The sequence below is a fragment of the Tenacibaculum sp. IMCC1 genome (assembly GCF_054906355.1).
The window spans coordinates 1092169-1113494 of the sequence record NZ_CM142818.1; the positions used below are offsets into that span (position 1 = coordinate 1092169).

Genomic DNA, 21326 nt, shown 5'->3' on the forward strand with positions numbered 1-21326 from the left:
AAATACGGATAGTTTAATTGAAAAGCTATCCGTATTTTTGTTGAATGAACTTCGAATTAAACTCAGAATTTAAACCTACAGGTGATCAACCCCAAGCGATTAAACAATTAGCTAATGGGATTTTAGTTAATGAAAAGTACCAAACACTTTTAGGTGTTACTGGTTCAGGAAAAACATTTTCTGTTGCCAACGTAGTGGCAGAAGTAAATCGACCAACACTTGTTTTAGCCCATAACAAAACCTTAGCTGCTCAATTATACTCTGAGTTTAAGCAGTTCTTTCCCAATAATGCTGTGGAGTACTTTGTTTCGTACTATGATTACTACCAACCCGAAGCTTATATTCCTGTTACGGGAACGTATATTGAGAAAGATCTGTCTATCAATGATGAAATAGAACGTTTGCGAATTAGTACTTCCTCTTCCCTTCTTTCAGGACGTCGAGATGTATTAGTTATAGCCTCAGTTTCTTGTTTATACGGTATTGGTAATCCAACTGAATTCAAAAAAAACGTTATTACTATTGAAGTTGATCAGCAAATTTCTCGCACCAAATTTTTACATCGCTTAGTAACCAGTTTATATGCCCGTACAGAAATTGAAATAAAAAGTGGAACTTTCAAAGTGAAAGGTGATGTGGTTACCATTTATCCGTCGTATGGAGATAATGGGTATAAAATTCATTTTTTTGGTGATGAAATCGAAGAAATTGAAACCTTCGATATTGAAACCAATCAGACAATTACGCGATTAGAAAAACTAAATATTTATCCTGCTAACCTATTTGTAACCTCTCCTGACATATTACAAAATGCCATTCATCAAATTCAAGATGATATGGTAAAACAGGTAGATTATTTTAAGGAAATTGGGAAACATTTAGAAGCAAAACGTTTACAAGAACGTACTGAGTTCGACTTAGAAATGATTCGTGAATTAGGCTATTGTTCAGGTATTGAAAACTACTCTCGTTATTTAGACGGCCGTGAAGCGGGCACACGACCTTTCTGTTTGCTAGATTACTTTCCTGATGATTACTTAATGGTGATTGATGAAAGTCATGTAACTGTACCGCAAGTTCATGCCATGTATGGTGGAGATAGAAGTCGAAAAGAAAACTTGGTGGAATACGGGTTCCGTTTACCTGCTGCAATGGATAATAGGCCTTTAAAATTTGAAGAGTTTGAAGCCCTACAAAACCAAGTGATTTATGTTTCTGCTACTCCGGCAGATTACGAATTACAAAAAACAGAAGGGCTATTTGTAGAGCAAGTTATTCGGCCAACAGGACTGTTAGATCCAGAAATTGAAGTTCGACCAAGCTTGAATCAAATTGATGATTTAATTGAAGAAATTCAAATTCGTGTAGAAAAAGACGAACGTTCTTTAGTTACCACATTAACAAAACGAATGGCAGAAGAATTGGCGAAATATTTAACACGTATTCAAGTGCGTTGTCGTTATATTCATTCCGATGTCGACACCCTAGAACGTGTAGAAATCATGCAAGATTTACGCAAAGGCTTGTTTGATGTACTCATCGGAGTAAACTTACTTCGTGAAGGATTAGACCTTCCAGAAGTATCATTGGTTGCTATTTTAGATGCTGATAAGGAAGGTTTTTTACGTTCACACCGTTCGCTAACACAAACTGTAGGTCGTGCAGCACGTAATGTAAATGGTAAAGCAATTATGTATGCGGATAAAATTACGAATAGTATGCAACTTACCATTGACGAGACCACTCGTAGACGTGAAAAACAAATCAACTATAATACTGCTCACGGAATTACTCCGAAACAAATCAATAAAAAGATAGACAATACTTTATCTAAAAACGCGATTACTTCGTACCATTACGACAATGCTACTCAAAAAGCTGCTGAGCAAGAGTTGGAATACCTCCCAAAACAAGAAATAGAAAAACGCATACGTACCAAACGCAAGCAAATGGAAGAAGCTGCCAAAGCTTTAGACTTTTTAGTTGCAGCGCAATTACGTGATGAAATTGAAGTTTTGAAAGAAAAATTGTGATTACACTACACGTAAAACACTGATAAACGTACAGTTGACGTACTGAAAAAGTAAGTCAGTGACTTACTAAAAGTAGGTCATTGACTTACCTGTTTCTAATTTTTTATGCTTTACTTTGGAATCAAGTAGCAGATTATTAGTTTTTTATGCTAAAATGTTAAAGAAAACTAAGGGGTATCCCTGAGAAGAAGTTAAAACAACTAGGGAAAACCCTTATTGTGCAAAAAACCATGAACAGCTACTTTTGAATAAAAATTGTAATTATTTTAAATTTGTATACCATGAAAAAAAGAAAAAGACTAAACCTTTTAAAAATAAGTGTTTTCCTCTTTGGGATTTCGCTATTGTTATGGAGTTGTGAAAGTGACGAAATATCCTCACTGCCAGAACAACATTCTTCTACCACAAACTTTAAGATAACTACATTAAATTCAGAACAAATTTCTAAAAATGAAAAAGTAAAAGAAATCCTTAAAAAATCAAAAAAGTACGAAAACAGTTTAAAGGCTAAATCAGTAGCCAATTATCAAGGTTTTTATATCGATACTAGTTTTTCTAAATATGTTGAATCATCTGACGGAACACAACATTCTTATACTTTTCTTATTGATAGGAACAACAATACTCTTGAAAACCTACTATTATCATCAAACAATCAAGGAGGGTATAACACCTATATTGTTTCTTACGGTTTTTCTAGCCAAGAAAAATCTAATATGAATTTTAATGATTTTAGTTCAAAAGAAGTAATTATCAAACCGATTGATTTTGATGCCTCACAAATAATTATAAATATACAGGCTAAAACACAACAACTCGTATGTATAGACTCTCAAACACAAGTTAAAGTAGGATGTTGTGGTGGAGACTTATGTAGAGGTGATAGTTCTGCTTGTATATCAAATGGTGGAACTGGCTATTATTACGAATGGGTAACAACTTCTAGTACCTGTGAATGGGTTGCCCCAGGAGGAGATAATGATTCTAACTCTACCACAGATGGTGAACCTACTTCTACCTCTGGTGGAGACTCTTCTACCACTACTGTTCTTATAGATACCACTCCTTACACCACAGACTTAAAACAATTTGTAAGTGGTACTTTAAATTTAGCTACGGAAGGTGTGAAATCCTATTATACTTCGGATAATAATATTTACAATACTATTAATAACTACTTAATACAAAAGGGGTTTTCAGACTTTTCAAAATTCGAAGCAATGTTGAATTTGGAGTTTGGATTTAGTTTAGGTTTAAATCCCCAAAGTTTTGTTTGGGCATTTAATAATAAAGAAAGCGAAGAAGTTAAAGCTCTTAAAGATTTTTTAGTTGTCAATAGCACAACTGAAGCTAAAGATTTTGCCTTAAAAGCTATTAACAACAAATCAACTAAATACATTAACGAAAACTTTGACCTTACAAAAAAATCTCCCTTTAAAGTAGATATGACTCAGGTGCTTGATTCTATACAGTTACCCAAAAATGACTCTCTCAAAATTGCCAACGAAAAGTTTTTATGTTTGTATAATAAATTAGCAGAAACAAATACTTATAAAAACCTATTTACCAACATATTTGGTGACACTCAAGATGTACTTAATGTAGAGTTTAAAGTAACCAAAGATTTAAAAGATGATAATGATAAACCTCTCAATGGTTTAACTACTGGAAGTAACTTACAGGTAAACGCTACTAGCGGAAACATTGTTAATGCTGATATATTAATAGAAATAAGAGAAGAATTACTAACCGGTAACTCTAACTTTAACGCCTTAAAAACCATATTACACGAATCTATACATGCCTATTTAATAATAAAAAAAATGAATTGTGCGGGTTATACCTCTTTTGGGCAATACACTAACGAAGATATTTGCGAAACTATAAACACTTATTACAACAACTTTAGTTGTAACGGAAACCAAGGCCAACACGAGTTTATGTTTGATTATATGCTACCTACCTTTGAAAACGTTTATAAAGAAATTGGAAACCTTAATTTTATGACACAGGGAAATATTAATGGACTTAGTGATAAATATGATTTGCAAAGTTTAAATATTTATTCGAATATTAATATAGATGCATCACATATTTTTAATTGGGATGAGTTTTATTTATATAATACCTTGCCAGGGTTACACAATACAGACGCATTTAAAAATAAAATAGAAAATAATGCTGAAAAAAACGAATTATATAAAGCATACCAAAGATTAGGTAAACTATATTTAAATAATAATTGTAATTAATAAAGACATCATGAGAAACGTATTATTAATCTTTACCTTATTTTTTTCATTAACAAAAGTTAACGCTCAATCTTTAGAAAAGATAAAAGCACAAAATGCTTTTTTTATTCTTTTTAACCATAAAGATAAACTAGGGAAATTCGGATGCGGTAAAAACGAAAAATTTGACCATTGTGGATACTATTTTCACAAAACAAATGGAGCTCCTTTTAAGTATGATTTCAGTTATGATAATTATCGTCATATTGATGATTTTAATAACGATATGAATAAAAGCATGCTCTTTAGAATAGATAAAAGTTTTTTACGAAAAAATAAAGACATTATTATTACCCGAGAGTTTATGGAACAAATGGGTATAGCAGCTATGTTAGATTTATTGTATTCTGATAGTACCAATAAAACTATTTTCTTAATCAATACAGCAGACACCAAAGACGGTAAAATTTTAGTTCGTGAAGTTACTATAGATTATACCGCCGATGAGTAAGTAGAAAACAAATAATGTCTAAAAATTTTTAGGCACTATTTTTATTAGTCTTGAAGATAACCCTTAAATAATATATGGCGAAATAGGAAAAACTAGTTTTATGACTCAAGGAAATATTGATGGGTTAAGTGATAATTATGATTTGGAAAGTTTAAATATTTATTCGAATATTAATATAGATGCATCACATATTTTTAATTGGGATGAGTTTTATTTATACAACACCTTACCAGGTTTACATAATACAGATGCTTTTAAAAATGAAATAGAAAATAATATTGAAAAAAAGGAATTATATAGAGCTTATAAAGAATTGGCGAGAAGATATTTAAAAAATGATTGTAATAATTAAATTATGAAAAAACTTATAATATTGACATTTTTTTTATATGGTTGCTATTCTTTAAATACAATTGATAAAACAAAGAATAAAGAGGTCGTTTTTATTTTGTTTGAAGACTCAAGCAGCACAAAAAAAGATATAAGGAAAAAAATAATTAAAGGAGAAATACAAAAAGGTTATAATTACGAATATTTTTTTTCAAAGGATAGTCCTTTTTTCTGGTTATCGTATTCCAATTACCATGATTTTGATGATGCTATTTCACAAATCAATAAAAGTATCATTTTTGAAGTAGATAAAAGTTTTCTTAAAAAGAATAAGGAAATTATACTTACCAAAGAAATTTTAGACAAAATAGGTGGGCAAGAATCTTTTAAACTATTATTAGGTGCAGAAACAATTTTTTTAATTGATAAAGCTGAAGTTAGAAATAATAAAATTCTGATAAGAGAAGTAAAATTAGATTGGGAAAATATCGAATAAAATACAAATTATAACACGGTATATAAAATAATAGTTAAGGGCTAAACCCTATGTTTAACCCTTAACTATTATCTCTATCATTAAACTGAAGGGAATTATTTTTTAAATTGATCATTTTTCATATGACAAAACTGTTAAAAAAGATTGTAATGCTGGCACAACTATTGAACATTTAAATAACTTAGAATTTGAAGAACTCATAAAAGAATATTTCGATGGCACATGTGCAACAGCGCAAGAAGAACATGAGTTTATGTTTAATTATTTAGTAGGAACATTAGCTCCAATTCTTGCCGAGGTTAGAAACGATTTAATATCAGCTAGTCAAATTACGAGAATGGAAAATGAGTCACTATATATAGGCGGAACAGATGTTCCTTTTAAATGGGATGATTTTTTCTATAATTTGTCTTTAGAGGGATTACATAATACCGAAGCATTCAAGAATAAAATAGCAAGTGATATAAACAAATACGACACTTTTAAAGAATATATTAATTATTATGCTAAAAATTTTGACAAAAACTGTAATTAAACTATGAAATATTTGAATATAATTATAATAGCAATACTTTTTGGAGGGTGTTCTTCTGCAAGAAATTTAGAAAAAATAGAAAATCATGAAGTTATATTTGTCCTTTTTAAGAAATCTGAACTTACCTCTAAAACTATAAACAAGCCAAATATCTCTCAAGAGGTGATGATTGGGAACAAACCTCAAAAGATGGATTGGATAAACTATGACTATAATTTTAATGATAAAAAAGGTACACAAAGTCATTTTTTTTTAACATATACTGACTATGATGATTTTGATAATGATGTAAGAAAGAAAATCAAATTTAAAATCAATAAAAGTTTTTTAAAAGCTAATAAAAATAGAATAATTACTAATGACCTTATAAATCAATTTGGAGTTAATAGAATAAGACGGATACTTTATAGTGCTAGAACAATTTTTTTAATTGATAAAGATGAAATTAAGGAAAGTGAAGTTTTAGTAAGGCAAGTAAAATATGATTATTTTTCTGAGGAATAAATATTTATTTCTTAAAGTCAAGGATTATACTTCTAAAACCGTTTTTAAAAGCTATGAACAATTAGTATCATGAAAAAAATATATTTACTATTCATTATTTTATCTTTTTTTAATTGTTCCTCTTTACCAAAATTTGAAGAACTAAAAAATAAGAATACTTTATTTATCTATTTAGAAAAAAGCTCTGATGAAAATTATAAAAATATAGAGATTAGAAAGAAAACAAAAAACTATAAAGGATTAAATTATTTAAAATACGAGATTAATGGAGTTTTTACTCCATTTTTAAAGTATTCTGATTACGAAAACTTTAATGATATGTTAAACAAAACAAATAAGAGTATTGTGTTTTATGTGAATAAAAGTTTTCTTCAAAAAAATAAGGATATTATTATTACCCAAAAATTAATTGACAAAGTAGGGGTAAATAAAGTATTTAAACTTTTAGGCAGTTCCAAGAATATATTTCTAATTGACAAAAAGGAAATAAAAGGTAATAAAGTTTTGGTAAGACAAGTTAAATATCAATCTTATGCTGAAGAGTAAAATAGGCCTCAAAAATGAGGCTTATTTTTTTAAGGGTCATACAGTACAGAAAGTATTATAAGGACAAAATAGCAAATGATATAAATATGATGCTTTTAAAAAAACATGTCAATTATTACGCTAAAAATTTTACAAAAACTGTAATTAAACTATGAAATATTTGAATATAATTATAATAGCAATACTTTTTGGAGGGTGTTCTTCTACAAGAAATTTAGAAAAAATAGAAAATCATGAAGTAGTATTTTTACTTTATGAAAAATCAGAGTTTATAAAAAAAAGTAAATTTAGCTTGATGAATGGTGTCTCCTATTATTATCAATTTAATAATAAAAAAGGTGAAAAATCTGATTTTTTCTTAACATATACAGACTATGATGATTTAACTGATTTAGAAAAAGATATAAGAAAAAAAATAAAATTTAAAATCAATAAAAGTTTTTTAAAAGCTAATAAAAATAGAATAATTACTAATGACCTTATAAATCAGTTTGGAGTTAATAGAATAAGACGGATACTTTATAATGCTAGAACAATTTTTTTTATTGATAAAGATGAAATTAAGGGAGGTGAAGTTTTAGTAAGACAAGTAAAATATAGTTATTTTTCTGAGGAATAAACATTTATTTCTTAAAGTCAAGGATTATACTTCTAAAACCGTTTTTAAAAGCTATAAACAATTAGTATCATGAAAAAAATATATTTACTATTCATTATTTTATCTTTTTTTAGTTGCTCGTCTTTACCAAAACTAAAAGAGTTGAAAAACAAAGAAATATTATTTGTACTTTATAAAAATTCTCAAGTTTCGACTAAAAGTTTTTCAATGAATAAATCATTTAAAGCAATCACTTATAGTTATCATTTTAAAGACGAAAAAAAACATGCATCCTTTCTTTTAACATATTCAGATTATGATGATTATGACGATTATGACAAAAATATTAATAAGAGAATAAAATTTAAAATAAATCAAAGTTTTATAAATAGAAATAAAGACATTATAGTTACACCAAGTTTTATAAAAAAAATAGGGTATTATGAATTTAGTAAACTAATAGGTAATTCGAAAACTATTTTTTTAATAGATAAAGATGAAATTAAAGAAGGTAAAGTTTTAATAAGACACGTTAAACCTTACTTTTTTTCTGAAGAATAAATGTATTCCTTAAAATAAACTTACTGCTACAAGTATGCAACTCTCTAATATTTTAATGGCTAAAACCATTGTACATGAAAGTATCCATGCTTTTTTAAGTGTTAAAAGAAAAGATTGTAATGCTGGCATAACTATTGAGCATTTAAATAACTTAGAATTTGAAGAACTCATAAAAGAATATTTCGATGGCACTTGTGCCACAGCCCAAGAAGAACACGAGTTTATGTTCGATTACATGGTACCAACATTATCAAAAATTTTTACTGAGGTTAGAGACGATTTAATACCACAAAGTAATATTGATTATGTATCTGATTATAATTTTTATAATATTTCTCAGACCTTAAATGGTCCTTTGAGCAGTGACCATCCTTGGAGCTGGATTGAATTTTTTAATAATATTTCCTTAATGGGATTACATGATACAGAATCTTTTTTAAAAGAAGTAAAAAATAATGATGTGAAGTATTTTATATACCAGCAGTATAATTCTATAAGTAGAAACTTCACAAAAAACTGTAACAACTAAAATTATGAAAAAAATAATCTATGTAATTGTTTTCCTATTAAATTACAGCAATATTTTTAGTCAGAATATTGAAAAAATAAACAATAATAATATTGCTTTTATTTATTTCGATAAAGAAGATGATAATTTTAAGAAAACAAAAGATGTTTTTATTGTCGGAAAAATTAAAGAATATGGAGAAAAGTATAGCTATCTCTTTTTGAATCGATATAAGAAACAAATAGAAATTAGCCTTGTACACAATAAATACAAAGATTTTGATAGTTTTGACAATAAAGAAGAGATGCTGAGTTTTAAATTATGTAAGAGTTTTTTAAAAAACAACAAAGATATTATTATTAATAACGAGACAATTAAAAAAATAGGACTGAAAGGGCTCTATGACATAATTTTAGATAAACAAAAAGTTTTTTTGATAGATAAAAGCGAGATAGAAAACAATTTGATTCTTGTAAAAGAAGTTTATCTTTTGGATCTTAACAGTGAAGAATAAGAAAAAAATGTATTGTAAATTCTAAAAGCATAGAGTTAACCAATACCTCAAATACTTACTTTCATTGTTTAACAAAAAACTTACCCTAACTAATTATGAAAATACAGAGTCATATCTTTCTAGTTTTTTACAGTCTTATAAATTTGGGGTGTACGATTACAAATAGATATACTAAAGATTTAAAAGGTGAAACATTATTCATACTCTTTGAAAAATCCGAATCAACTAGAATATTTCCAGTGGGTAGAATACAAAAAGATACCACTATTTATAAATACTCTTATTTTTATAGTTTTAAAGAGAATAATTTTGAGAGGGCTTTATTCAATTTAAACTATTCCGATTACCACGATTTTGATGATGCTATTTCACAAATCAATAAAAGTATCATTTTTGAAGTAGATAAAAGTTTTCTTAAAAAGAATAAAGAAATCATACTTACTAAAGAGATTTTAGACAAAATAGGTGGGCAAGAATCTTTTAAACTATTATTAGGTGCAGAAACATTTTTTTTAATTGATAAGGCTGAAGTTAAAAACAATAAAATTCTGATAAGAGAAGTAAAATTAGATTGGGAAAATATCGAATAAAATACAAATTATAACACGGTATATAAAAATAATAGTTAAGAGCTAAACCCTGTTTTAGTTCTTAACTGTTATCTTCTAAGAAAAATTGGTATAAACCATCTTGTTTTCATATATCAATAACATTTAAAAAATATAAACTATGAAATTCAAATTAACAATCATTATTTTATTATTTTCTACAATCAAGACTTACTCTTGTTCTTGTGAACCAAAACCTGATTTTAAATCTCAAAACGATTTAAATGAGTATGACTTTATAGCTCACGTAAAAATAACCGATATAAAAAATACAGAAAACAAAAAACCAGAATTTTTAGTTCATTCAACCTCTTTTAACATTATTGAGTTATACAAAGGAAAAGAACTTAAAAACATTCTTGTTACTGGTTCAAATGAACTTCTTAAAGGTTGGACTTCTTGTGATTTGGGAGAAAGGATTGGTGATGAATGGATGATTTTTGGTTATACAAATAAAAAAACAAAAAAGTTACAAACTGGATATTGTACACGTTCAACTAGAATAAAAAGTTATGACGGATATGAAAACTTGAGTTTTCCAAACAAAACAACCTTAAAAAAAAGATTGCAAATATTATTTGATAAAGAAATAATAGAAGAGTCATATAACGGAAAAAGAATCGAATTCTATGAAAATGGAAATAAGCAATTAGAAGAATTTTATAAAAGACAAAAGTTAAACGGAGAAAGAAAACTGTGGTATCCTAATGGTAAATTGCAAAGTCTTCAGAATTACAAAAAAGGTTACAAAAATGGAGTTTTTAAATGGTACTCAAAACAAGGAAACCTAATTAAATTTGAAAAATTTAGAAAAAGTATCAATATTGACACAACAAATATTTGGCGAAGTAGCCCAGTATCTCATCTTTCAGTAAGTGTGTATTCTGATTTAAATAATGTAACCAAAAAAGAAGCCTTTGAAATTTTATCTAAAAGACATGTTTGGCAGCAATATATATTTGACAAAAAAGGAAATACCTTGTACAGTGTTTGGTATCTTCCTAATGGAAATAAGTGGCAAGAATTTATATTTGATAAAAAGTCAAAACAGAAAATAAATAAGTATTACGATTCAAAAGGTAAACTTAAATCAGAATTAATAACAACTAAAGGTAAAAGAGTATCGGAAAAAGAATGGAATGACTTAGGTGAGCTTATCAAACACAAAATGTATGACAAAAAAGGAAAAATAATAAAAGAAAACATTTATAAAAAAAGACCCTGATGTTTTTGTAAAAACGTCAAGGTCTTTTCAGTAAAACATCAAGACGTTTTTCAAAAAACGTACTAACTCAAAATATCAACTCTGTTCCTATCATTAATCACCTACAAAAAAAACCTCACTGTAACAGTGAGGTTTTTTAATATATTACTAAGAATTAATTAAAAAGTTTTAAGCGCTTAAAACTTCTCCTACTTTATCAGCAGCCTCTTGGAACTCAGTAGCTGAGATTATCTCCATTCCGCTATTGTCTATTAATTCTTTTGCTTCTTTAGCATTTGTTCCTTGTAAACGACAAATAATAGGCACATTAATTTTGTCTCCCATATTTTTATAAGCATCTACTACACCTTGAGCAACACGATCACAACGAACGATTCCTCCAAAAATGTTTACTAAGATAGCTTTTACGTTAGGATCTTTTAAGATAATTCCGAAAGCAGTTTCAACACGTTGTGCATCTGCAGTACCACCAACATCTAAGAAGTTAGCTGGATCACCACCTGCTTGCTTAATTAAATCCATAGTTCCCATTGCTAAACCAGCTCCGTTTACCATACATCCAACGTTACCATCTAAATCTACATAGTTTAATCCTGCAGCTTTAGCCTCTACCTCAATTGGGTTTTCTTCACGTAAATCACGCATTGCAGCATAATCTTTATGACGGTATAATGCATTTTCATCTAACGATACTTTAGCATCTACTGCCATAATTTTATCATCAGATGTTTTTAATACTGGGTTAATTTCAAACATCGAAGAATCAGACTTGATGTATGCAGTATATAAAGCAGTAACAAATTTTACCATTTCTTTTAAAGCCCCACCGCTTAAACCTAAGTTAAAAGCAATTTTACGAGCTTGAAAAGGTAATAATCCTGTTCCTGGATCAATTTCTTCTGTAAAAATTAAGTGTGGAGTTTCTTCTGCCACAGTTTCAATATCCATACCTCCTTCAGTAGAGTACATAATCATGTTTCTACCCGTAGCACGGTTTAATAAAACTGACATATAAAATTCATCTGGCTCACTATCACCAGGATAATATACATCCTCAGCAATTAACACTTGGTTAACTAACTTTCCTTCTGCTGAAGTTTGAGGAGTTACTAACATCATTCCTAAAATATCATCAGAAATGCTCTTTACTTCGTCTAAGTTTTTAGCTAACTTAACACCTCCACCTTTTCCACGACCACCTGCGTGTACTTGAGCTTTGATTACGTGCCAACCAGTACCTGTTTCTTCTGTTAATTTTTTTGCTGCTTCAACAGCTTCTTCTGGAGTATTTGCAACAATTCCGCGTTGAATACGAACGCCAAAACTGCTTAATATTTCTTTACCTTGATATTCGTGTAAGTTCATTAGATATGAATTTTTAAAAGTCGAACAAAAATACAAATTCAATTTATAATACCTTATAATTTGTACTTTAATTTATAATTAAATCAAGTTTTATTTAATTTTCATTCTACTATTTTTTTAACATTTAAACTTTTAACACTCTTTTTTTTAACACGTTTTTACTGTAATTAACATGATTTTATGATTTATTAATCCAAATCATAATAATTTAGCGCGACAACTAACACTATACATCAATAAATTATGCTTAAGATTTTAGCATTTATTATAACTTGTTTCTTCTTTATTGAAGTTACAACCGCCCAAACCATTAATAAAAACAGAAAAAAACTAAATGTAGTACGTGTAGATACCCCTCCAAAAATTGACGGAAAATTAAATGACATTGCCTGGAAAAATACTCCAGCCGCAAAAGATTTTGTAATGTTGCGTCCTGATAACGGAAGAGCAGAACCTGACACCCATAAAACAGTAGTAAAATTAGTATACGATGATAATGCTATTTATATCTGTGCTAAAATGTACGATCCTGAACCATCTAAAATACCTGCAGAGTTTACTAACAGAGACAATATTGGTAACAGCGATTTCTTTTTAATAACTATTAACCCTAACGATGACGGACAAAATCCTTTTGAGTTTATAGTAACCAGTTCAGGAGCCCAAGCAGACTCAAAAGTATCTAACGGAAATGAAGATTTTAACTGGAGTGCTGTATGGGATAGCGATTTTAGTATTAATCAAGATTCTTGGGTTGTAGAAATGAAAATCCCTTATAGAGCTTTGCGTTTTGCTAATACTCCTGTTCAATCATGGGGAATCAATTACCACAGAAAAGTGCTCAATTTAAATGCTCAATTTACATGGAACCATATTGATAATCAACAAGGGAATTGGACTCAATATGATGGTTTATATGAAAACTTCACCAATATAAAACCTCCTACCCGATTAAACTTTTATCCGTATGCCTCGGCAACTACGACCACTAAAGATGGAAATACTGACTTTGATTGGAGTGTAGGAATGGATGTAAAGTATGGTATTACCGAAAACTTTACCTTAGATGCTACTTTAATTCCTGATTTCAGCCAAGTAGGTTTTGACAATGTTACCTTAAATTTAGGGCCTTTTGAACAGCAATTTACAGAACAACGTCAGTTTTTTACTGAAGGAACTGAACTATTTAGTAAAGGTAATTTGTTTTACTCAAGAAGAATTGGAGGACGACCAATAGATCAATTTTCTAACGAACGAAAAGACGATGATGAGTTTATTAATGGAAAAAAAATAAATGATGAAGTTATAGATGTTCCTGATAAAGTTCAAATGCTAAACGCCATAAAAATATCTGGAAGAACCAAAGGTGGTTTAGGAATAGGATTCTTTAATGCCATTACTGAAAAAACAGAAGCCACTGTTGAAAGAACTAAGCAAACAATTAATGGATTAGATACTATTAGCAATGTAAGTACTTATAAAAGTACAGTTAATCCGTTTTCTAATTACAATATTATAGTGTTAGACCAACAGTTTAATCAAAACTCATCTATTACCTTAATTAACACCAATGTAACTCGTGATGGACGATATAGAGATGCTAATGTGACTGGACTTCTATGGCATGTTGAGGATAAAAAAAGTAGGTATAATATAGACGGAAGTTTTAAAATGAGTAGTATCTCTGACGATGAAGACAACCCTAATACGGGGTACACTTTCGATACCAGTATAGGTAAACATTCAGGGAATTGGCGTGGAGAAATTGGATATAATTTTGAAAATAAAGACTACAACCCTAACGATATGGGGATTCTTTTTAGCAACAACGAACAAGCTATTTATGGTTTTGTTGGCTATCGATTATTAAAACCTAAAGGAATATTCAATAATTATAGAATTAATGTTTTTTATGATATTAACTTCTTACACAATCCAGGAACGTATGTAGGTACAAATGTTAGTTTATCTTTTGGCGCTGATACAAAAAAGCGATTCAGTTTTGGAGGAAACTTGAATTATAGCACAGAACGAAAAGATTTTTTTGAACCTAGACAAGGAACTACTAGTGGAGTTTTTTTTAACAGACCTGAAAGGCTAAATGTAAATCATTGGGGGTCTACTGATTATAGAAAAAAGTTTGCAATAGACTACGATTGGTATTATACTTTTTACAAAAACAACCCTAAAGAAGATTATGGGTTTAGAATTTCTCCTAGATATCGTTTCACTAATAAGTTTTCTTTGATTTATGGTTTTAGATATGGCAAAACCAATAACGGTCAGGGGTATGTTACAAAGATTGATAAAGATGATGTAGAAGAGAAACCTTTATTAGCTCCTTTAAAAGATCATATTATTTTCGGGCAACGAGATTGGGATACTTATGACAATTCATTAACTGGAAAATACACATTTAGTACAAAATCAGCAGCGTCGTTATCTTTTAGACATAATTGGAGTAAAGTTCCATATTTAGGTCTATTTTATAGTTTGAATGAAGATAATGGTGAACTTGTTTCAAATAATTATCAAGGAGAACACGATAAAAACTTTAATAGTTGGAACTTAGATTTGAACTATCAATGGCAATTTGCTCCTGGTAGTCAATTGATTTTTTTCTACAGAAACTCAATAAGGCCTGATCATGATTTTGCTCCGGCTAATATTGATTTTAAAGACAACATCTCAAAACTTTTTGACCAAAGTATGCAGCATAGATTCTCTGTTCGATTGGTTTATTTTATCGATTACAACAACATCAAAAACATAATTTAAATACTCGTTCATTTATTATTTGAAATCAGGTAAACCCTAAAGTTTATCTGATTTCTTTTTTATACATTCGTACTAAGAAAATAACACTATGATTGTTGCTAAAAACATCCACAAACATTACGGAGAGGTAGAAATATTAAAAGGCGTTGATCTTCATATAAAAAAAGGAGAAATCGTCGCTATTGTTGGTCCGTCAGGAGCAGGAAAAACAACCTTATTACAAATTTTAGGAACTTTAGATAAGCCTTTAAAAAATCAGAGCTACAAATTATTGGTCGATGGTGTTTCTATAAAAGATTTAAACGATATAAAAGTTTCTGCTTTCCGAAATAAACATATCGGATTCATTTTTCAATTTCATCAGTTGTTACCAGAGTTTACTGCCTTAGAAAACGTTTGTATTCCTGCCTTTATCGGAGGAAAAGGAAAAGTAGAAACCGAAAAAAGAGCCAAAGAATTACTAGCCTTTTTAGGATTATCACATAGAGAAAACCACAAACCTAACGAGCTTTCTGGAGGAGAGCAACAACGTGTTGCTGTTGCTAGAGCTTTAATTAACGAACCTTCTGTTATTTTTGCAGATGAACCTTCTGGAAACTTGGATTCAACCTCAGCAAAAAACTTACATGAACTGTTTTTTAAGTTACGTGATGAGTTTGGCCAAACGTTTGTATTAGTTACACACAACAAAGAATTAGCAAAAATGGCTGATAGAACACTTACAATGAAAGACGGAATTATTGTTGAATAGTGTAACTATTTAAAGTTTCTTGCTACTAACTAATAAATCAATTCCATGAAAGAAACTTTTCAAGAGCTCATTACCTATTTAAAAAATCCTGTTTTAGAAAAAGATACTAACCAAGATATTTCATATCGATTTCAAAAATTCTTTCATTTACTTGTTATAAGTATTATAACAGGTGCTGTATTATCTCCTCTTTTTATCCTTATTCAAGAATTGGGTTGGGTAAATATGAATGAACATGCCATGGAAGAATTATTGAAAGAACACCCTAAATGGTTTATTGCTTTTTTAGCAATTATTTTGGCTCCTTTGTTTGAAGAATTATTTTTTAGAGCTCCCATTACTTTATTTCATCGTAAGAAAACATTTAAAATAAGTTTCTATGTCTTTGCTATACTTTTTGGTTTGGTACACTTAACCAATTTTGGTATTACCACCAACGTACTTTTATTAGCTCCAATACTAGTAGCTCCGCAAACTATTTTAGGCGGTTATTTAGGATTTATTAGAGTTCGTTTTGGCTTAAGATGGAGTATGTTATTACACGCTTGCTATAATGCTTTCTTTGTTTTGCTTAGTTTTGCAGGAGATTTAGCATAGCATGAACAATAAAGAGCTTAAAGATTTTTTAGACGAAAAGGTTATACAATATAATAATCCTGATTTTATTGATAGTGATCCTATTCAAATTCCACACCAATTTTCAGTAAAAGAAGATATTGAAATTGCTGGTTTTTTTGCAGCAACTATTGCTTGGGGAAATCGTAAAATGATTATTAACAACTCCCATAAAATGATGGATTTAATGGGAAATTCTCCTTATGATTTTGTTCTCAATCATTCTGAAGAAGATTTAGCTAATTTTGACGGATTTGTACACAGAACATTTAATGCCGATGATTTTAAGTTCTTTGTTCAGGCATTAAAAAACATCTATCAGAATCATGGGGGATTAGAAGCTGTTTTAAAACCAAAAGATAAAGCAGATAATTACCAACATGCTATACATCGTTTCAAACAAGTTTTTTTTGAAATCCCTCATCAACCAAGAACTCTAAAACATGTTTCTGACCCTTTAAAAGGCTCTGCATCTAAAAGAATTAATATGTTTTTACGTTGGATGGTTCGCGATAATACCACTGGAGTCGATTTAGGCATATGGAAAACACACTCGTCAGCACACTTACATTGTCCGTTAGATGTTCACACAGGAAATATTGCCAGAAAACTAAAAATACTTACCAGGAAGCAAAATGATTGGAAAGCTATTCAAGAACTTGATCTTACTTTAAGAACGTTTGATAAAAAGGATCCTGTGAAATATGATTTTGCCCTTTTTGGTTTAGGTGTATTTGAAAAGTTTTAATTTTTTACATTTACAAAAAATTATATTAGTATGAAAAACTGTTTTGACAAGATGATGTCTCTTGATATTTATACATCTAACTTAACTAATGATGAGTATTCTAAAATAGCCAATAATCTTACACTCACTTCCAAAAAAAGTATAAATATTTTAAGTTGGGGAATTCAACAGTTATTTATGAGTTCAACAGTTTCTAATGATATTAATGTTTTAAAAAACTTACGTAAAAACTACAACTGGAAAAATAACATAACTTCTATTTTAAACGAGAACTATTATGAAGCGCTTGTATTAACAGATGTTACAAAAAAAATTATTTGGGCTAACGATGGCTTCTCTAAAATGACTGGATATGACATTGATTTTGTTATTAACAAAACTGGACGTTTTTTTCAAGGAGAAAAGACAAAAGAAAGTACTCGAAAACGAATTAGAAATAAATTATTAAAAGGGAAACCTTTTAAAGATATTATTGTTAATTATAGAAAAGATAAGTCCTACTACAAGTGTGAGTTATATATCATTCCTTTATATAAAAACAGCCCTACAGAAGTTACTCATTTTTTAGCTTTAGAAAAAGAAATAGCTTAGCATAGTGCAACAATTCATCCATTATTTTTTACATTTCGGATTTCCTGTTTTTATCGCTTTCTTCTTTTTTAAAAAAAATTGGATAAAAGTTGCTATAACACTACTAGCAACTATGCTAGTAGATATAGATCACTTATTAGCAAGCCCTATATTTGACCCAAACCGATGTAGTTTTGGGTTTCACCTATTTCATTCCTACTATGCTATTGGAGTGTATGTTATTTTACTTTTTTTTAAAAGACCATACAACATTATTGGCTTAGGGCTATTATTACATATGCTAACCGACTTTATCGATTGTTTGTTTATGTACAATACTTGTAGTTCTTGCCTAGAGAATGCTCCTGCTCAAAGACTATTAGAAGCTATAAATAAATTACTTTTTTAGCTGTAAATCACAGTACCAAAAACTTCTATCATAGTTTTTAGTAGTCGTTTCTTCTGATTTCTTAGTTTTCTTTGAATCTTGATAACAATTGTCATCATCGTTTTTATGTAACGTATACGATTTCAATAACTTCTCTCCTATTTCAAACTCCACAGGTTTCTTAAAAATAGGACCGTCATAACAAAACGTATGGAACTCTCCATTCTCCCCACAAACATCAACTCCATCAGGAAGTTCATTAATAAAACCTTCATCAATAACTCTCCCTACAAATTCTTCTCCTAGCAATTTTGCATTCACACAAACAGTAATTGTTTTAAAGCCTAAATCTAAAAACTCTCTAAGTAATTCTTTTGTATCTTGTTTCCAAAGTGGGTAAACACCAGTAATTCCAACCTCTTGTAGCTTCGAATCGCGATATGCTCTCAAGTCTTCCAAGAAAATATCACCAAAAATACCATTTACAAGTCCTGCTTCTTTTAACTCCGCAGTCTTCTCTTTCATTCTTTGATTATATAAATCCATTGTAACCTCAGCTGGAAAATATATTTTTTCTAACGGAATACCAATGCTTTCAGCCTGTGCATTCAGTAAATCCTCATGTAAACCATGCATTGAAACACGCTGATAATCTTGATTTACATTTGTAATCAATTTTTGTACATCGTATTCTTTTTGTTGTAAAATTTTATACAATGCTAATGACGAATCTTTTCCTGAACTCCAGTTAAAATAGGCTTTTTTCATGCGACAAATATGCATAAAAAAACCTGCATTGCGCAGGTTTGATTTTATTTTCTCTTTTGATTTAAAGGAACTGGTCTTTCTTGTTTTACTACTGGTTTTCCGTGCAAGTCAAAATCACCTGCATCAAAAATTTCAATATCGATAAACTCTCCTAATTTGATATAATACTCACGAGCATCAACAATTACGTCATTATCTACATCTGGTGAGTCAAATTCGGTACGTCCGTAATAGTACTCTCCATCTTTTCTATCGAATAAACATTTGAACGTCTTTCCTATTTTCTCTTGATTCAATTCCCAAGAAATTTGCGACTGCACTTCCATGATTTCATTCACCCTTCTAAACTTTACATCCGCAGGTACATCGTCTTCTAAAACATACGCTCCTGTATTTTCTTCATGCGAGTATTCAAAAGCTCCTAAACGCTCAAAACGCATCTCTTCTACCCAGTCTTTTAATTCTTGGAATTGCTCTTCAGTTTCTCCCGGATATCCAACAATTAATGTTGTACGAATTGCCATGTTTGGCACTGCCTCTCGAAATTTATGAATCAGCGAAGTCGTTTTTTTGTGCGTTGTACCACGCTTCATCGACTTTAAAATTTCGGTATTGATATGCTGTAACGGAATATCTAGATAATTACAAACCTTTGGTTCGTTTTTCATCACTTCCAATACATCCATAGGGAAACCTGTTGGAAATGCATAATGCAAACGAATCCACTCTATACCTTCAACTTTTACTAATTCTTTTAATAAATCTGCTAAAGCACGCTTTTTATAGATATCCAATCCGTAATAGGTTAAATCTTGTGCGATTAGCATAATTTCCTTAATCCCTTTTTCTGCCAATTTCGTTGCTTCTGTAACCAAATCTTCAATTGGTGTCGATTTATGCTTGCCACGCATTAACGGAATGGCACAGAACGAACACGGGCGGTCACATCCTTCTGCAATCTTTAAATAGGCATAATGCTCTGGAGTCGTGGTTAAACGTTCACCGATTAACTCATGCTTATAATCTGCTTCTAAAACTTTTAACAAATTTGGTAAATCGTGTGTACCAAAATACTGATCTACATTGGTAATTTCAGCTTCTAAGTCTGGCTTGTAACGTTCGCTTAAACACCCCGTAACAAACACTTTATCTACTTCACCTTCTTCTTTCTTTTGTGCATAGTGTAAAATAGTTTCTACACTTTCTTCTTTGGCTTTACCAATAAAACCACACGTATTAATTACTACAATATTTCCATCGTCATTTTCATCTTCATGAACCACTTCTTTACCATTAGCTTTTAACTGCCCCATTAACACTTCACTATCGTAAACGTTTTTAGAGCAACCTAAAGTAACTACATTAATTTTGTTTTGTTTTGTTGTTTTGGTACGCATACTATAAAAATTCGGTGTGCAAAGATACGTTTTAATTGAACTTCTTTAACTTTAAACCCCTAAAAATTAGTTTGATTCTTATCCTTGTTTTCGGTAACTTCGTTATTAAGAAACTTGTATGCTTACAAACTACGTTAACCTTTTATTAAAAAATGAACGAACTCAAAAAATTGCTACATGACTTAATTGGACTTACTGAAAATGAGTTTCAAATATTTTATAATCGATTAGAAAGAAAAGAGTATAAAGCAAAAACATTAGTTATTAAAGAAGGGAGAAAAGCTAAGGGTTTATACTTTATTGAATCTGGTTTTTTTAGAACATTTAAAAATATAGAAGGTAAAGAGTTTACAACCTATTTTTCTTGCGATAACCAGTTTATAACAGTTTTTGATAGTTTTATATACCAAACTCCTTCTCTTGAGTTTCTAGAAGCTATTGAAGATAGCGTAGTTTATAAAATTTCTTTTGAAAGTTTAACTCAATTATATAAAGAATCTCCTAACTTTGAGAAGTTTGGTAGAGTTTTAGCTGAGCAAAATCACCTTTGTGCACAACAAAGAGCTCTAACTATGCAAACAAAATCGGCTAAGAAAAAGTACTTAGACTTTATTAAAAACTATGATAAAAAAATTGTTTTAAGAGCTCCTCAATACCAAATCGCAAGCTTTCTTGGTATAGCTGCCGAATCTTTGAGTAGGATTCGAAAAGAAGTTACTATTTCCTAACATTTGTCAAGATAGAAA

Annotated in this window: 24 protein-coding genes; 21 read left to right on the plus strand and 3 right to left on the minus strand. The window is 29.7% G+C overall.

From position 1 onward, the window contains the following. Positions 1–44: 44 nt before the first annotated feature. From uvrB to ACXIHB_RS05025, 14 genes are all read left to right on the plus strand, one after another. Entirely contained in the window at positions 45–2033 is a 1989-nt protein-coding gene (uvrB, locus tag ACXIHB_RS04960; protein ID WP_462099077.1) for an excinuclease ABC subunit UvrB, read from the plus strand. A 281-nt stretch (positions 2034–2314) separates the two neighbouring features. Then, positions 2315–4285 carry a hypothetical protein gene (locus tag ACXIHB_RS04965; protein ID WP_462099078.1) on the plus strand — a complete coding sequence of 657 codons (1971 nt, stop codon included), beginning with the start codon at positions 2315–2317 and terminating at the stop codon, positions 4283–4285. Positions 4286–4295: 10 nt separating this feature from the next. Continuing rightward, positions 4296–4775, plus strand: a complete 480-nt coding sequence (locus ACXIHB_RS04970; protein ID WP_462099079.1) for a hypothetical protein — start codon at positions 4296–4298, stop codon at positions 4773–4775. Positions 4776–4875: 100 nt separating this feature from the next. Then, positions 4876–5127: a hypothetical protein gene (locus ACXIHB_RS04975; RefSeq protein ID WP_462099080.1), complete on the plus strand. Its 252-nt coding sequence runs from the start codon at positions 4876–4878 to the stop codon at positions 5125–5127. Between the two features lie 3 nt (positions 5128–5130). Continuing rightward, positions 5131–5601: a hypothetical protein gene (locus ACXIHB_RS04980; RefSeq protein ID WP_462099081.1), complete on the plus strand. Its 471-nt coding sequence runs from the start codon at positions 5131–5133 to the stop codon at positions 5599–5601. Positions 5602–5854: 253 nt separating this feature from the next. Beyond that, positions 5855–6136, plus strand: a complete 282-nt coding sequence (locus ACXIHB_RS04985) for a hypothetical protein (RefSeq protein ID WP_462099082.1) — start codon at positions 5855–5857, stop codon at positions 6134–6136. Between the two features lie 3 nt (positions 6137–6139). Next, complete coding sequence (locus ACXIHB_RS04990) at positions 6140–6640, plus strand: hypothetical protein (protein WP_462099083.1); 501 nt, start codon at positions 6140–6142, stop codon at positions 6638–6640. Between the two features lie 69 nt (positions 6641–6709). Further along, positions 6710–7186: a hypothetical protein gene (locus ACXIHB_RS04995; RefSeq protein ID WP_462099084.1), complete on the plus strand. Its 477-nt coding sequence runs from the start codon at positions 6710–6712 to the stop codon at positions 7184–7186. Positions 7187–7337: 151 nt separating this feature from the next. Next, a complete protein-coding gene (locus ACXIHB_RS05000) occupies positions 7338–7805 on the plus strand; it encodes a hypothetical protein (protein WP_462099085.1) in 468 nt (155 codons plus the stop codon). 207 nt (positions 7806–8012) lie between these two features. Next, complete coding sequence (locus ACXIHB_RS05005; RefSeq protein ID WP_125064425.1) at positions 8013–8345, plus strand: hypothetical protein; 333 nt, start codon at positions 8013–8015, stop codon at positions 8343–8345. Between the two features lie 55 nt (positions 8346–8400). After that, on the plus strand, positions 8401–8874 hold the full coding sequence (locus tag ACXIHB_RS05010; RefSeq protein WP_462099086.1) for a hypothetical protein: 474 nt from the start codon (positions 8401–8403) through the stop codon (positions 8872–8874). Between the two features lie 4 nt (positions 8875–8878). Beyond that, positions 8879–9367: a hypothetical protein gene (locus ACXIHB_RS05015; RefSeq protein WP_462099087.1), complete on the plus strand. Its 489-nt coding sequence runs from the start codon at positions 8879–8881 to the stop codon at positions 9365–9367. 239 nt (positions 9368–9606) lie between these two features. Continuing rightward, positions 9607–9957, plus strand: a complete 351-nt coding sequence (locus ACXIHB_RS05020) for a hypothetical protein (protein ID WP_462099088.1) — start codon at positions 9607–9609, stop codon at positions 9955–9957. 139 nt (positions 9958–10096) lie between these two features. Beyond that, positions 10097–11200 carry a toxin-antitoxin system YwqK family antitoxin gene (locus tag ACXIHB_RS05025; RefSeq protein ID WP_462099089.1) on the plus strand — a complete coding sequence of 368 codons (1104 nt, stop codon included), beginning with the start codon at positions 10097–10099 and terminating at the stop codon, positions 11198–11200. A 168-nt stretch (positions 11201–11368) separates the two neighbouring features. Here ACXIHB_RS05025 and sucC read toward each other — a convergent pair whose 3' ends face one another. Next, a complete protein-coding gene (gene sucC, locus ACXIHB_RS05030; protein ID WP_462099090.1) occupies positions 11369–12565 on the minus strand; it encodes an ADP-forming succinate--CoA ligase subunit beta in 1197 nt (398 codons plus the stop codon). A gap of 243 nt (positions 12566–12808) precedes the next feature. Between sucC and ACXIHB_RS05035 the strand changes: the two genes are divergently transcribed. The 6 genes from ACXIHB_RS05035 to ACXIHB_RS05060 all read left to right on the plus strand — a co-directional run bounded on the left by ACXIHB_RS05035 (position 12809) and on the right by ACXIHB_RS05060 (position 18436). Then, positions 12809–15343 carry a DUF5916 domain-containing protein gene (locus tag ACXIHB_RS05035; protein ID WP_462099091.1) on the plus strand — a complete coding sequence of 845 codons (2535 nt, stop codon included), beginning with the start codon at positions 12809–12811 and terminating at the stop codon, positions 15341–15343. An 88-nt stretch (positions 15344–15431) separates the two neighbouring features. Further along, positions 15432–16094: an ABC transporter ATP-binding protein gene (locus ACXIHB_RS05040; RefSeq protein WP_394421645.1), complete on the plus strand. Its 663-nt coding sequence runs from the start codon at positions 15432–15434 to the stop codon at positions 16092–16094. Between the two features lie 45 nt (positions 16095–16139). After that, a complete protein-coding gene (locus tag ACXIHB_RS05045) occupies positions 16140–16691 on the plus strand; it encodes a CPBP family intramembrane glutamic endopeptidase (RefSeq protein ID WP_299033257.1) in 552 nt (183 codons plus the stop codon). Position 16692: 1 nt separating this feature from the next. Beyond that, positions 16693–17457: a TIGR02757 family protein gene (locus tag ACXIHB_RS05050; RefSeq protein ID WP_462099092.1), complete on the plus strand. Its 765-nt coding sequence runs from the start codon at positions 16693–16695 to the stop codon at positions 17455–17457. A 30-nt stretch (positions 17458–17487) separates the two neighbouring features. Continuing rightward, entirely contained in the window at positions 17488–18048 is a 561-nt protein-coding gene (locus tag ACXIHB_RS05055) for a PAS domain-containing protein (protein WP_437824201.1), read from the plus strand. A gap of 4 nt (positions 18049–18052) precedes the next feature. Then, positions 18053–18436, plus strand: coding sequence for a DUF6122 family protein (locus ACXIHB_RS05060; protein WP_206337276.1), 384 nt, complete (start codon positions 18053–18055; stop codon positions 18434–18436). Here the strand turns inward: ACXIHB_RS05060 and ACXIHB_RS05065 are convergent. Together ACXIHB_RS05065 and rimO are read right to left on the minus strand one after the other, a co-directional pair. Next, on the minus strand, positions 18425–19183 hold the full coding sequence (locus ACXIHB_RS05065; RefSeq protein WP_462099093.1) for a Dph6-related ATP pyrophosphatase: 759 nt from the start codon (positions 19181–19183) through the stop codon (positions 18425–18427). The genes ACXIHB_RS05060 and ACXIHB_RS05065 overlap by 12 nt on opposite strands. Before the next feature lie 44 nt (positions 19184–19227). Further along, positions 19228–20580, minus strand: coding sequence for a 30S ribosomal protein S12 methylthiotransferase RimO (rimO, locus tag ACXIHB_RS05070; protein ID WP_462099094.1), 1353 nt, complete (start codon positions 20578–20580; stop codon positions 19228–19230). A gap of 152 nt (positions 20581–20732) precedes the next feature. Between rimO and ACXIHB_RS05075 the strand changes: the two genes are divergently transcribed. Continuing rightward, positions 20733–21308, plus strand: a complete 576-nt coding sequence (locus tag ACXIHB_RS05075) for a Crp/Fnr family transcriptional regulator (RefSeq protein WP_462099095.1) — start codon at positions 20733–20735, stop codon at positions 21306–21308. The last annotated feature ends 18 nt before the right edge of the window (positions 21309–21326 follow it).